Raw genomic sequence first — 13,317 nt, 5'->3', positions numbered from 1 at the left:
CGGCCCGTTCTTTCCCGGTTCAACCGGAGCGCGGGCTTTGCCGTTCGAGGTCCCGATGGCTGAGCCCGACCTTGAGCCCCAGTTCCTTCAACCATTCCGCCAGCCGCTCGGCCACGAAGACCGAACGGTGCCGCCCGCCGGTGCAGCCGACGGCAACGGTAAGATAGCTCTTTCCCTCTTGGTTGTAGCGCGGCAAAAGCGGCCGCAACAAGCCCGTCAAATTCTGGAAGAACGCCGGGAAGTCCGGGTCGGCTTCGACCTTCGCCGCGACCGCCGCGTCGCGCCCGGTCAACGGCCGCAGGGTCGGGTCCCAATGCGGATTGGTCAGGAAGCGCACGTCGAACACCAGATCGGCCTCGCGCGGCAGCCCCAGGCGGAAAGAGAACGACGTTACGAACACTTGCAGGGCCGGCTGGGCGTCCAGCGAGAAGGTCCCGGCGAGGAGCCGCCGCAAATCGTGGATGGACAGCTGCGTGGTGTCGAGCACCACGTCGGCGCGCTCTTTCAAAGGGAACAGCAGGGTGCGTTCGCGCTGGATGCCATCGGGCACCGGGCGGTCGTCGGCCAACGGGTGGCGCCGCCGCGTCTCGGTGAAGCGGCGCTGCAACACCTCGTCACCGCAGTCGAGGAACAGCAGGCGCACGTCGAGATCCGGCCGGGCGTGCAGCGACTCGACCTGCTCCAGGAAGGCGGCGACCGAGAAGTCGCGGGTGCGGCTGTCGATGACGATGGCGAGCGAGCGGTGGCTGGGGTCGCCCTGCTCGATCAGCGCCGGCACCAGCGACAGGCGCAGATTGTCCACCGACTCGTAGCCCAGATCCTCCAGCGCCTTCAGCGCCACCGACAGCCCGGCGCCGGACATGCCGGTGGCCAGCAGGATGCGGCGGCGGCCGGCGGTGGAGGTGGGTGCTGTGTCTTGGGCTTGATCGGTCATGGTGGTCATTGGGGCGGGGGCGGCACCGCGCCGAGCCGTCCAGCCGCCACCGCGGCGGCGGCGAGGCGCAGCTTGGCGGGGGTGGACGCGTCGAACGGGGCGAGCGCCAGGCGCGGCAGGGCGTGGTCCAGCAACGTGACGGTTTCCGGCTCGGGCAGGCGCTCGACGTGCCCGGCCGCCACGAGATCGACCACAAGGCGGATTTCGGCGGCGGGAGCGGTGGGCACGGGGAGGATGCCGACGCCGCGCACCTCGATGAGGCCCGCCAGCGGAGCCGGCGCGGTTGCCATCAGCCTGCCCTGGTCGTTGCGCACCTGCACTTGATCGTCGGCGACGAGCAGAGCCCCGTCGTCGATGAGGCGCACGGCGACATCGGATTTGCCGCCGCCGGAAGGCCCGCGCAGCAGCACGCCGATTCCCCCGACCAGAACGCAGGTGCCGTGAATCGTCACCATGCGGCCAAGGTGAGGCGTGCCGCGGGTTCTGTCAATGGGAGGTCTCGGGAAGGACTAATCGACAAGCAGCGGTTGGCGCGAGTCGCGGCGGATATCTTCCAGCTGCTTGGCGAGTTCGTCGCGGCGACGGATCATCTCGTCCAGATCCTCCAGCTCGGTGGCGGCCAGACAGGCTTCGCGGAAGTCCTTCTCCTGCGCCAGACGGCCGAGCAGCACCTTATAGGAATCGGCGATGCGGGCGAGGTGGCGCTGGGCGCCGTTCAGCGCCTCGGCAAGCTGGGTGCGCTCCACGGTGGCGGCGCGCATCATCTGGGCCAACTCGCCCTGCTGGCGGCCGGCGTCGCGAATGAGCCGCGCCAATCGGTAGCGGTTGAAATCCACGAGCTTGGCGCTGCTGCTGGCCATGGGCTCCCCTCTGCTCCCGAAAGCCAACGGGTCCCGCATCGCGGCCCGCCGGCTCGAGTCATTCGATTGGGAGTCTACCCTTCAGACGATACCGCACCAATGATGCAGATCACGCGGCGACCGGCAACCGCACCGTGAACACCGCGCCGGCCACCTCTCCGGCGGGGTCGCGGCGATTGGCCGCGGTGATGCTGCCGGCGTGCGCCTCGACGATCTGCTTGGAGATGCTGAGCCCCAGGCCGGAGTGGGTGCCGAACTTCTCGCCGGCCGGGCGCTCGGTGTAGAAGCGCTCGAAGATCGCCTCTTCCTTGCCCTCGGGGATGCCCGGCCCGGAGTCGGCGACGGTCACTTCCACCTCCGGCCCGTCGCGCCGCGCGGCGATGTGCACGGCGCCGCCGGGCGGCGAGAACGACACCGCGTTGGCGATCAGGTTCTGGAACACCTGGGTCAGCCGCCCCTCCAGCCCCGGCACCGTCAGGTCGGCGCCGGCCGGCATGGTCACGGTCAGACGCGGATGCTGGCCGTCCTCACAGGCTGCGGCGGTCGCGGCGTGGATGTCGGCCAGCATCGCCAGCATGGCGCCGATGTCCACCGGCTCGGGTTCGGCGCGCGACAGTTCGGCGTCCAGGCGGGACGCGTTGGAGATGTCGCTGATCAGCCGGTCGAGGCGCTGCACGTCGTCGGCGATGATCGCCATCAGCCGCTCGCGGCGGTCGGGATCGTTGACCCGGTTGACCGTCTCCACGGCGCTGCGCAGCGAGGTCAGCGGGTTCTTGATCTCGTGCGCCACGTCGGCGGCGAAGCGCTCGATGGCGTCCATGCGCGCCCACAGGGCCGCGGTCATATCGCGCAGCGTGCCGGACAGATCGCCGATCTCGTCGCCGCGCGCGGTGAAGTCGGGGATCTCCGCTTGCCGGCCGTGGCCGGAGCGCACGCGATCCGCGGCGATGGCAAGGCGGCGGATCGGCTGCGCGATGGTGCCGGCCAGATAGAAGGACAGCAGCACCGTGACCCCCAGCGCCAGCACGAAGACGCGCAGGATGTCGAAGCGCACCGAACGGATCGCCTCGTCGATCTCCGCCCCGCCGCGCGACAGCATGACGGTGCCCAGCACCTGCTTGTAGCGCTGCACCGGGATCGCCACGGTCAACATCAGCCCCGGCCGTTCGCCCGGCCGCTCGGTGCGCCAGACGGTTGAGGATTCCTCGCCGGCCAGCGCGCGTTCGGCGTCGGGGTACTGGCTCGCCTTCTGGCCCGGCTGCTCGCGGTAGAGCGGGAACGCGTCACGGCCGGGGATGGTGTCGGTGGCCCAATTATAGAGGTACACGGCGGCGCGGGTCAGCGGGCCGCTGTCGTCGGGCGCCGGCAGCTCGACGATCTGGATGGTGCCGGGCGAGCCGGTCAGCACGCGGCTGTCCGACACCAGGGCGCCATCGGGGGTGAACAGGCGGGTGCGCGTCTCGGTCGCCTCGACCAGACGGCGCACCATCTGCCGCGCCAGCTCGGGCGACAGCTCGTAACTCTCGCCGGGGCTGTCGGCGGCAGGGTCGGCGCGCTGCACGGCGCCTTCGCCGAGCGCCGTGGCGAAGATGCGCGCCTGGGTTTCCAGCGCTTCCATCTCGGCGTCGATCAGGCGGTCCTGGTACCGGCCGAGGTACAGCAGCCCGCCGACCAGCAGCGCCAGCGCCAGCACGTTGACGGCGAGCACGCGCAGCGTGAGCGGCGACAGCGTGCGCCGTCCGGGCTGGGGCGTCGGCCGGCGGGCCGGGCGCTCACTGGTCCTTGTAACGATAACCGACGCCATAGAGGGTTTCGATCTGTGAGAATTCCGCGTCGATCGCCTTGAACTTCTTGCGCAGGCGCTTGATGTGGCTGTCGATGGTGCGGTCGTCGACGTAGACGTGCTCGCCATAGGCGGCGTCCATGAGCTGGTCGCGGCTCTTCACGTGGCCCGGCCGCTGGGCCAGCGCCTTGACCAGCAGGAACTCGGTCACCGTCAGGTCGATGGGCTGGCCCTTCCAAGTGCAGGCGTGGCGCGAACTGTCCAGCAGCATGGAGCCGCGGGTCAGCACCTGACCGGGATCGGCGCTGGGTGCGTCCTTGTCGCGGGCCAGCGACTCGCGGCGCAGCAGGGCGCGGATGCGCTCGATCAGCAGGCGCTGGGAGAACGGCTTCTTGATGTAGTCGTCCGCGCCCATGCGCAGGCCCATCAGCTCGTCCACCTCGTCGTCCTTGCTGGTCAGGAAGATGACCGGCATCTGCGTGGTCTGGCGCAGGCGCTGCAACAGCTCCAGCCCGTCCATGCGCGGCATCTTGATGTCCAGCACGGCCAGATCCGGCGGGCGCTGGGTCAGGCCGCGCAGGGCCTCGCTGCCGTCGGTGTAGGTGCGCACCTCGTAGCCCTCCGCCTCCAGCGCCATGGACACCGAGGTGAGGATGTTCCGGTCGTCATCGACGAGCGCAATGATCTGCGCCATGAAGTCGCGTCCCTTCGTTGCCACAGCCCGGATGCCAACGCTTCCGGGCAACTTCCTTCCCGATTGTTGCGGTGCAAACGCATAACCCGGCAGTTTTCACTTTCTAAAGGGCATTCTCCGCGCCAATATGGCATCAAAACGGCAGCGGAGGAAACTCCGCGGCACGGGCGGACGCACTCAAAAAAGACATGAGTTCAACAGCAGACTCCAGCGGACCCAAATCCAGGGGGCCGGCGGACAGCCATTCGGTCGATCAGGCCGATTCACCCGGCGAGTCCGCGCGTCGCGTTTTGCGCGGCGCCGACCGGGCGGCGCTCGCCACCGGGCAGCGAGATGGTGCCGGCTGGCCGTACCCGTCGCTTGCGCTCACCGCCCTCGACCACGACGGCACGCCGCTGCTGCTGATTTCGCGACTGGCCGACCACACCCAGAACATCCTCGCCGATTCCCGCGTCGGCCTGCTGTTCGACGGCACCGCCGGGCTGGCACAGCCGCTGGCCGGAGCCCGCGTCTCTGTGCTTGGCCGCGCCGTCCCCAGCGACGAGCCGCGCCACCGCGACCGCTACCTCGCCCGCCACCCGGACGCCGCGCTGTACGCCGGCTTCGCCGACTTCGCCCTGTACCGGGTGGAGGTCGAGCGCGCCCATCTCGTCGCCGGGTTCGGCCGCATCCACTGGATCGGCGCCGCCGACCTGCTGCTGCCCGCGGTGCCCGCCGGCCTCGCGGCGGGGGAGGCCGACCTTGTCCGCCACATGAACGAAGAGGAATCGGACGCCGTGCAACTGTTCGCCGGCGTCCTGCTGGGCTTGCCCGGCGACGAGGGCTGGACGGTGACGGGCATCGACCCGGAGGGCGTCGACCTCCGCCGCGGCGGCGCCATCGGCCGCCTCGACTTCGAACACCGCGTCCACGACGGCGAGGGAGCCAAGGCGGAGCTGATCCGGCTTGCCGTGCGCGCCCGGCGCCAGCGTCAGGACGCGGCCGGGGTGGGCCATCCGCCCCCTCACAGTTGATTACCTCCACGCCAAGAACGATAAAGCCGCACAAGCGGCATGGAAAAAAGAACCAGCGCAACCAGGAGACCAGGACAGTGGACCACTTCGGACCGACCGGCAGCCGCTATGGCCCTCAGGGCTTCAGGCTGACCACCCCGAACGCCGGGCGCCGCATGACGGCGCGAGGTGTCGCGGTGGGACCCGCCATCCTTGCCGGCCCCGACGGGTTCGGCGCGGGCGGCGCGGTGTAGGGTTTCGGTTCGTCGGCGTTCCGCCTGCGGGTCGGAGACAAACGGGAGGCGGTGCTCCGTCGGAGACCGCCGTGGCAAACATTGGATTTGGCCGGCAGGCTGCCGCGGGGAACCGCAGGGCGGCTGGCGAAAGGCAAAGAGGCTGAGATGACTGCACGTACGAGGAACAAGAAGCTCCTGGCTTGGGTCGAGGAAATCGCGCTCAAGTGCAAGCCGGAGCGGGTGCATTGGTGCGACGGTTCGCAGGAGGAGTACGACCGGCTCTGCAACGAGATGGTCGAGGCCGGCACGTTCATCCGGCTGAACCCGGCGAAGCGCGCCAACTCGTTCCTCTGCCGCTCCGATCCGGGTGACGTCGCGCGTGTCGAGGACCGCACGTACATCTGCTCGAAGACCAAGGAAGAGGCGGGTCCCACCAACAACTGGATGGACCCGGCCGAGATGCAGGCCAAGCTGGACGGCCTGTTCGACGGCAGCATGCGCGGCCGCACCATGTACGTGGTGCCGTTCAGCATGGGCCCGCTCGGCTCGCCGATCTCGCACATCGGCGTGCAGATCTCCGACAGCCCGTACGTCGCCGTCAACATGCGCATCATGACCCGCATGGGTCAGGCCGTGCTGGACGAGCTGGGCGACGCCGACTTCGTGCCGTGCCTGCACTCGGTGGGCGCCCCGCTGGCCGAGGGCCAGAAGGACGTGGCCTGGCCGTGCAACGCCGACCACAAGTACATCGTCCACTTCCCCGAGACGCACTCCATCGTCTCCTACGGTTCGGGCTACGGCGGCAACGCGCTGTTGGGCAAGAAGTGCTTCGCGCTGCGCATCGCCTCGGCGATGGGCCGCGAGCAGGGCTGGCTGGCCGAGCACATGCTGATCCTCGGTGTCGAGAGCCCCGAGGGCGAGCGCACCTACGTCGGCGCCGCGTTCCCGTCGGCCTGCGGCAAGACCAACTTCGCCATGCTGGTCCCGCCGAAGGAGTTCGAGGGCTGGAGGGTCCGCACCATCGGTGACGACATCGCCTGGATCAAGCCGCAGCCGGACGGCACGCTGCGCGCCATCAACCCGGAGGCCGGCTTCTTCGGCGTGGCGCCGGGCACCAGCATCAAGTCGAACCCGAACGCGCTGAAGACGCTGGACCACAACGTCATCTTCACCAACGTCGCGCTGACCGACGACGGCGACGTGTGGTGGGAGGGTCTGACCGACACCCCGCCGGCGCACCTCATCGACTGGCAGGGCAAGGACTGGACCCCGGAGTCCGGCCGTCCGGCGGCGCACGCCAACTCGCGCTTCACCGCTCCGGCGGCGCAGTGCCCGTCCATCGACCCGGCGTGGGAAGATCCGGCCGGCGTGCCGATCTCGGCCTTCATCTTCGGCGGCCGTCTGTCCAAGACCTTCCCGCTGGTGTTCGAGGCGACGAGCTGGAAGCAGGGTGTGTACTGGGCGGCGACCATGGGCTCCGAGGCGACCGCCGCCGCGGTCGGTCAGGCCGCCATCCGCCGCGACCCGTTCGCCATGCTGCCGTTCTGCGGCTACAACATGGGCGACTACTGGAACCACTGGCTGAGCTTCGAGGGCAAGGTGAAGGCCCTGCCGAAGGTCTACCGCGTCAATTGGTTCCGCAAGGACGAGAACGGCAAGTTCGTGTGGCCGGGCTTCGGCGACAACATGCGCGTCCTGCGCTGGATCGTCGACCGCGTCCGCGGCCGTGCGGCGGACGCGGTGGAGAGCCCGTTCGGGCTGATGCCGCGCTATCAGGACCTGAATTGGGACGGCCTGGACTTCCCGCAGGAGAAGTTCGCGAAGATCATGAACGTCGACCGCGAGGAGGCCAAGAACGAGGCGCGCGACCAGCAGGAGCTGTTCGACCGCTTCGGCAAGCACCTCCCCGTGGAACTGGAGCAGGAGCGTCAGGCCCTGCTGAAGCGCCTCGAGGACGCCCCCGCGGTGTGGAAGTCGGCCTGATCTCGGGCTGAGCGTTTGTTCCGGGGAAAGGGCCGCCTTTGGGCGGCCCTTTTTCTTTGTGGCTTTTTCAGCGGATTGGCGGTGCGTATTGCAGGCCGCCTTTCGACCAGAGCTGGTTCAGGCCACGGGGGAGGTTCAATGGGCTGCCGGTTCCGAGATTCCGTTCGAAGCTCTCCCCGTAATTGCCCACATTCTTCACGACCCGCACCACCCAATCGCGCGTAAGGCCGAGCGTCTCCCCGAAGGAGCCTTCGACGCCGAGCAGGCGCCGGACCTCCGGGTTGCTGGACGACAGCATGTCCTCCACGTTGGCCTGTGTCACCCCTAACTCCTCCGCGTCGAGCAGGGCGAAGATCGTCCAGCGGACGAGGTCGAACCACTGATCGTCCCCATGCCGCACCCACGGACCCAACGGCTCCTTCGAAATCACGTCCGGCAGTTGACGGTGCTCGCCGGGGCTGGCAAGGGTGAGGCGCACCGACGAAAGCAGCGAGAGGTCGCCGCTCCAGGCATCGCAGTGCCCGGCCTCATAGGCGGACTTGATCTCGTCGGTGGTGGGAAACGCCGCCAGTTTGTAGTCGAGCCCGTTCATCCGCGAATAGTCGGCGAGGTTCAGTTCGTGGGTGCTGGCCTGCGAGACGCAAATCGAGGCACCCTTGAGATCCCTGGCGGACTGCACCCCCTTGGACTGCCGCACCAGAAAGCCCTGCCCGTCATAGAAACTGACGGCCGTGAAGTTCAGCCCTTGCCCCACGTCGCGGCCCATGGTCCATGTCGTGGTCCGCGAGAGCACGTCGATGTCCCCGGCCTGAAGCGTGGTCAGGCGGTCCTTCGCGGACAGCGGGACAAAGCGCACCCGGTTGGGGTCGTTGAAGATCGCCGCCGCGAGAGCCCGGCAAACGTCGGCGTCGAACCCGGTCCAGCGGCCAGCGCTGTCCGCCAGCGAGAAGCCGCCGAGACCTTGGCTGACGCCACAGGACAGGCTGTCGCGTTGCTTGACCCGGTCGAGCGTGCTTTGCGCCGACGCTGAACCGGTGCCGGTGGCGAGCAGGAGGGCGATGGTTGCTATCAGGCGGAGAGTGGTCTGCATTGTCTGACCTCCTCAATATTTGCCTTTTTGCAAGCATCACACACATTGTCTAAAATTTCCAGAATGGCGCTGGTCTGAGCAAGACCTTACCCCATGAGAGTTTTCATTGATCCAAATTGAGCGTAGTCATGCTGCATATCGCATGTGTGCGCGGCGGGTTTTTGCAAATATTTGTTGATGCCAAGGGGCTGCACTTCCAAAGTCCTGACGGATCATCTCTTCCGTTTGCATGCTGTGCCGGTCATCATCCCACCCGGCCTACTCCCTTCGTGACAGGCTTCGGCCAACCCGGTAGAATCCCGTGACATCCACGGCCATCCGGCCGTGTGTGGCCTCATGTCCTGCGGAATTTACCAAGCTTCAACGCCTGAGTCGGCCATTGTTGTCCATGGCACACGGGCCCGCATCCGGGCTCGCGATTCGGCCGGCGTCGGCGTGGCGAACGTGCTGTCGGGATCGGTAGAGCGCTAGGGGATCTGGAACATGTTCGTCATCATCGGCTTCGTCGTTGTGATCGCCTGCGTGTTCGGCGGATACATCGCGGGTGGCGGCCACATGGGCGTGCTGTGGCAGCCGTTCGAGTACCTGATCATCCTCGGCGCCGCGGCCGGCGCGTACTTCATCGGCAATCCCAAGGGAGTCATCTCGCACACCGGCAAGGAGATGGGGCACCTCTTCAAGGGATCGAAGTACAACAAGGAGAGCTATCTCGAATTGCTCACCATGATGTACCAGGTCTTCAAGATCGCGAAGACCAAGGGTCTCCTGGCCCTCGAACAGCACATCGAGAAGCCCGAGGATTCGCCGCTGTTCCAGCAGTTCCCGAAGTTCTACGGCGACCACCACGCCATCGCGTTTCTCTGCACGTATCTCCGCCTGATGTCGCTCGGCGCCGACAACCCGCACGAGCTGGTCGACCTCATGGAGGAGGACATCGAGACCATGCACCACGAGCACCAGCGCGTGTCCGACGCGATCCAAGCGGTCGCCGACGGCGTGCCGGCGCTGGGCATCGTGGCGGCGGTGCTGGGCGTGATTCACACCATGGGCTCGATCACCGAGCCGCCGGAGGTGCTGGGCAAGCTGATCGGCGGCGCGCTGGTGGGCACGTTCACCGGCGTGTTGGTGGCCTATGGCTTCGTCGGGCCGATCGCGTCCGGCCTGAAGAACATCTATCACGCCGAGGGCAAGTACTATCAGTGCATGAAGACCGGCCTGCTCGCCCACCTCTCGGGCTACGCGCCGGCGATCTCGGTGGAGTACGCGCGCAACGTGCTCGAACCCGAATACCGGCCAAGCTTCACCCAGGTCGAAGAAGCGACGGCGGCGTTGCCGCCCGCCTAAGGACGCCGGCCCTTCATGTCCTGCGACGTCCGCATCGTCTGGAACGAAGGCACGATGGCCGAGTGGGCCGCGGCCTTCGCGCGCGTGCCGCGCTCCACCCTGCCGCAGTGCTTCGGCTACGCCCAGGCCATGGGTAAGACGCACGGCTACGTGCCGCGCCTCGGCATGATCGAGCAGGATGGCCGGCCCATCGGCATGGTCCAGGTGCTGGAGCGCCGCTCCCTTAAGCTCTTCCATCATCGCCAGCTGCACCGCGGCCCGCTGTGGTTCGACGGTGCGCCATCCGAGGACGTTCTGGAGGCCGTGCTGCGCCGGCTGCGCCGCGAGTGCCCGGACAACCCGTTGAACCGCTTCAGCTTTCTGCCGGAACTGATCGCGTCGCCGGAGACCGAGGCGTTGCTGCTGCGCTGCGGATTCCGCCGCACCGGGCCGGGCTACCGCACGGTGTGGATCGACCTGTCGAAGCCCGACGAGGATCTGCGCGCCGTGCTGGCCCGTGACTGGCGGCAGCGCCTGAAGGGCGCCGAGAAGGCCGGCCTCGTCCTCGACCTCGATCCGGAGGCCAAGAACCTGCCCTGGCTCGCCAAGCAGGAGCACGATCAGGCGCAGGCCAAGCACTACCGCGAGATGTCCGGCCGCCTGTCGGTGCGGCTGCGCAATGCGCTGCACAAGGCGGACGGCGTGCTGATGGCGGCGGCGCTGGACGGGACGACTCCGGTGGCGGCGGCGCTGCTGCTCGGCCACGGGAAGGCGGCGACCTACCAGATCGGCTGGTCGAACGACGCGGGCAAGAAGGCCGGCGCCATGCGCCTCGTGCTGTGGCGGGCCATCGGCCATCTGCGCGAGCGCGGTTTCCGCTGGCTCGACCTCGGCGGCATCAACCCCGACACCGCGCCGGGCGTCACCGAGTTCAAGCTGGGCACCGGCGGCGAGGCCACCGAGACGGTGGGCCTGTTCCGCTGATCCGGTCCTTGCGCGGGACGGGGACCACGGCGCAGGATGGATCGAAGCCCACGGAGCCGATCATGGCCGACGACGACATCAAGCCCGAGGACGCCTACAAGGCCATCGTCCGCGCCTCGGAGCGCAAACCGCAGGTGTCGGCGGTGCGCGACCGCATCCAGAAGATGGCGAGCGAGGACAAGGGCCTGGAAATGCTGGCCCGCGCCATCAAGCGGCTGCTGCACGAGGATCGCTGATATCAGTCGTCAGCACGTCGCAACGTTGGTGCAGGCCTTGTCGAGCTTGGTGTCGGCGGTGTGGGCGAACTGCATCCCGGCCTTGGCCTCGGCGTAAGTGCGGTCGGTGGCGCGCACGGTCTGCTCGAACGCCTGCAACTCGCGCCCTTGCAGCTTCTCGCCGGTCGGCAGGTCGGCGGCCTTCGGGTTCACCTGATGGCCGGCCTTCAGCACTTCGTAGTGCAGGTGCGCGCCGGTGACCCGGCCGGTGGCACCGACATAGCCGATCACGTCGCCCTGCTCGACCCGGCTGCCGCGCCGCACCGTCTTGGCGAAGCGGCTCATGTGGGCGTAAGCGGTGGTGACTTCGGTGTTGTGACGGATGCGGACATAGTTGCCGTAAGCGCCGTGCGGCCCGATCTCCTCGATGACGCCGTTGCCGGCGGCGTAGATCGGCGTGCCGGTCGGCGCGCCGAAGTCGACGCCTTTGTGCATCTTGCTGTAGCCGAGGATCGGATGCATGCGCATGCCGAACCCGGAGGTGAGCCGCGCGCCGTCGATGGGCGTCAGCAGCAAGGCGCGGCGGATGCTCTCGCCATCGCGGTCGTAATAGTCGGTCCGGCCGTCGCGCGTCTTGTGCCGGTAGATCGACAGCTCCTCGCCGCCGACGGTCAGCGAGGCGAACAGCACCTCGCCCTCGCCGGCGACCTTGCCGTCGGCCGTGACGAGGCGATCGTACAGCACCTTGAAGCGGTCACCCGGTTGCAGGTCGCGCTGGAAATCGACCTCATAGGAATAGGTGCGGATCGCCGCCAGCATCACCCACACCGGCACGCCGGCACCGTTTCCCGCCTCGAACAGGCTGGAGCGGATGTCCATCTCGGCCGCCACCTGCTCGCGGCGGACTTCCTTCTTCACCTCGGCGGATTCGAAGCCGGCGTCGCCGGTGCGCGCCACGCTGACCGAACGCACCACGTCAGGCGTCAGCTCCAGCCCGACGAAGCGGCGGGAGCCGCCGCGCCGCGGCTCGAACAGCACGGTGACCTGCTGGCCGACCTTGAGCTTGCGCGGATCGTAGACGCCGCTCAGCGCGGCGATGGCGCCATCGGCCTCGGCGCGCGGCACCTCGGCGCCGGTGAGCAGGTCCATCAAGGTGTCGCCGCGCCCGACCGACACGACGCGGCGGTCCAGCCCGCCTTCGGCCGGCCCATCTTCGGCCGGCGCCGTCGCGGCCGGTGTGGCTTCTGCCTGGACGGTCTCGGCCTGTGCGGCTCCGGCCTGGGCGGCATCGAGTGGCGCACTCTCCTCCTGAGCCGAGGCGGTGAGGGGAAACGTGGGAATCAGAACACCGGCTATGCCGGACGCAAGCAACGCAAGCGCGGGGAGGCTGACGACCCTCAGACGCACCGGCACCCTCCTTTGATTACCCCGCCGCAACCGGATCACCCCCTGCGTGCACGCGCGCGCTTCTACAGGGTTGTCATAGATCCTTCTTCTCGGACCATGCTCGCGGTGCTTGGCACTGTCAACGCACAACCGTCAGAAGGAGGAGGTGTCCCAGCCCTTTCCCGGCCCCTTCCCGGAGGAGGTATGGGAGGGCTCTGTCGGTCGGCCTACGCCGTCTTGCCAGAAATTCGTCATGGAACTGAAAAAAGCGCTTGCCAGTTCCCCGGAGCTCCCCCTATAAACCGCTCACCGACGCGGCGGCCTCCACTGAGAGGCGGGCGGGTCGGGATAAGCCCAGAGGGTTGCGGTTCTCCGCAGAAAGCGGCGCCGGTTCGGCGTTGCGCTTTTCGTCTCTGGGTCCACACGAGACAATTCGCGGCTCCGCCGCCGGTTCCGAAAGGGGCAGGCTCGGGCCGCTGTCGCTCCGGCTGACGGAGCGGCCCGGATCTTGAACAATTGAATACCGTGTTGTGAGAAGGGATGCGCAGGCGGTCGGCTTTGCTGGTCGGGGTTCTCGGGTTTCAGAGGACACGGCACAATGCAAGGATCGATCGGAGCGCATCCGACAAGCCAAGCAAGAGACGAAACAGTATCGCGCTTAGGTGTAAGGAATGTCGCTTTGGCGACCCTTATCAATTGCCTCCGGCCTTCGGGCGGGGCGGCGAATTGAACCTGAGAGTTTGATCCTGGCTCAGAACGAACGCTGGCGGCATGCCTAACACATGCAAGTCGTACGAAGGCTTCGGCCTTAGTGGCGCACGGGTGAGTAACACGTGG

The 13,317-nt window shown here is 67.8% G+C and carries 12 protein-coding genes and 1 rRNA gene; 6 read left to right on the top strand and 7 right to left on the bottom strand.

Features of this window, described 5'->3' with window-relative positions; genetic code table 11:
• Positions 1–19 precede the first annotated feature (19 nt).
• The 5 genes from rapZ to ACSVDD_RS26525 all read right to left on the bottom strand — a co-directional run bounded on the left by rapZ (position 20) and on the right by ACSVDD_RS26525 (position 4,271).
• Positions 20–934 carry an RNase adapter RapZ gene (gene rapZ / locus ACSVDD_RS26545; protein WP_448192438.1) on the bottom strand — a complete coding sequence of 305 codons (915 nt, stop codon included), beginning with the start codon at positions 932–934 and terminating at the stop codon, positions 20–22.
• 5 nt (positions 935–939) lie between these two features.
• Positions 940–1,389: an HPr kinase/phosphorylase gene (locus ACSVDD_RS26540; protein WP_448192437.1), complete on the bottom strand. Its 450-nt coding sequence runs from the start codon at positions 1,387–1,389 to the stop codon at positions 940–942.
• 54 nt (positions 1,390–1,443) lie between these two features.
• Positions 1,444–1,794 (bottom strand): hypothetical protein, encoded by a 351-nt coding sequence (locus ACSVDD_RS26535; protein ID WP_448192436.1) that lies wholly within the window; start codon positions 1,792–1,794, stop codon positions 1,444–1,446.
• A gap of 109 nt (positions 1,795–1,903) precedes the next feature.
• Positions 1,904–3,598, bottom strand: coding sequence for a stimulus-sensing domain-containing protein (locus ACSVDD_RS26530; protein WP_448192435.1), 1,695 nt, complete (start codon positions 3,596–3,598; stop codon positions 1,904–1,906).
• Positions 3,567–4,271, bottom strand: a complete 705-nt coding sequence (locus tag ACSVDD_RS26525; RefSeq protein WP_448192434.1) for a response regulator transcription factor — start codon at positions 4,269–4,271, stop codon at positions 3,567–3,569. Before ACSVDD_RS26525 ends, ACSVDD_RS26530 begins: the two co-directional genes overlap by 32 nt.
• Before the next feature lie 188 nt (positions 4,272–4,459).
• Between ACSVDD_RS26525 and ACSVDD_RS26520 the strand changes: the two genes are divergently transcribed.
• Positions 4,460–5,284 (top strand): HugZ family pyridoxamine 5'-phosphate oxidase, encoded by an 825-nt coding sequence (locus ACSVDD_RS26520; protein ID WP_448192433.1) that lies wholly within the window; start codon positions 4,460–4,462, stop codon positions 5,282–5,284.
• 356 nt (positions 5,285–5,640) lie between these two features.
• Positions 5,641–7,482 (top strand): phosphoenolpyruvate carboxykinase (GTP), encoded by a 1,842-nt coding sequence (locus ACSVDD_RS26515; protein ID WP_448192522.1) that lies wholly within the window; start codon positions 5,641–5,643, stop codon positions 7,480–7,482.
• A gap of 67 nt (positions 7,483–7,549) precedes the next feature.
• Here the strand turns inward: ACSVDD_RS26515 and ACSVDD_RS26510 are convergent, their stop codons facing one another.
• A complete protein-coding gene (locus ACSVDD_RS26510) occupies positions 7,550–8,572 on the bottom strand; it encodes an amino acid ABC transporter substrate-binding protein (RefSeq protein WP_448192432.1) in 1,023 nt (340 codons plus the stop codon).
• A gap of 483 nt (positions 8,573–9,055) precedes the next feature.
• On the opposite strand from ACSVDD_RS26510, the gene motA reads away from it, so the two are divergent.
• The 3 genes from motA to ACSVDD_RS26495 all read left to right on the top strand — a co-directional run bounded on the left by motA (position 9,056) and on the right by ACSVDD_RS26495 (position 11,115).
• Entirely contained in the window at positions 9,056–9,916 is an 861-nt protein-coding gene (gene motA / locus ACSVDD_RS26505) for a flagellar motor stator protein MotA (RefSeq protein ID WP_448192431.1), read from the top strand.
• A gap of 15 nt (positions 9,917–9,931) precedes the next feature.
• Complete coding sequence (locus ACSVDD_RS26500) at positions 9,932–10,879, top strand: lipid II:glycine glycyltransferase FemX (RefSeq protein ID WP_448192430.1); 948 nt, start codon at positions 9,932–9,934, stop codon at positions 10,877–10,879.
• A gap of 62 nt (positions 10,880–10,941) precedes the next feature.
• Complete coding sequence (locus ACSVDD_RS26495; protein WP_448192429.1) at positions 10,942–11,115, top strand: hypothetical protein; 174 nt, start codon at positions 10,942–10,944, stop codon at positions 11,113–11,115.
• Positions 11,116–11,124: 9 nt separating this feature from the next.
• Here the strand turns inward: ACSVDD_RS26495 and ACSVDD_RS26490 are convergent, their stop codons facing one another.
• Positions 11,125–12,501, bottom strand: coding sequence for a peptidoglycan DD-metalloendopeptidase family protein (locus tag ACSVDD_RS26490; RefSeq protein ID WP_448192428.1), 1,377 nt, complete (start codon positions 12,499–12,501; stop codon positions 11,125–11,127).
• A 707-nt stretch (positions 12,502–13,208) separates the two neighbouring features.
• Here ACSVDD_RS26490 and ACSVDD_RS26485 point away from each other — a divergent pair.
• A 16S ribosomal RNA gene (locus ACSVDD_RS26485) occupies positions 13,209–13,317 on the top strand; the annotation flags it as partial.

It is taken from the genome of Azospirillum terrae (assembly GCF_053470425.1).
The sequence above is the reverse complement of the archived record's forward strand: the minus strand, read 5'-3'. Positions and strand labels throughout refer to the sequence as shown.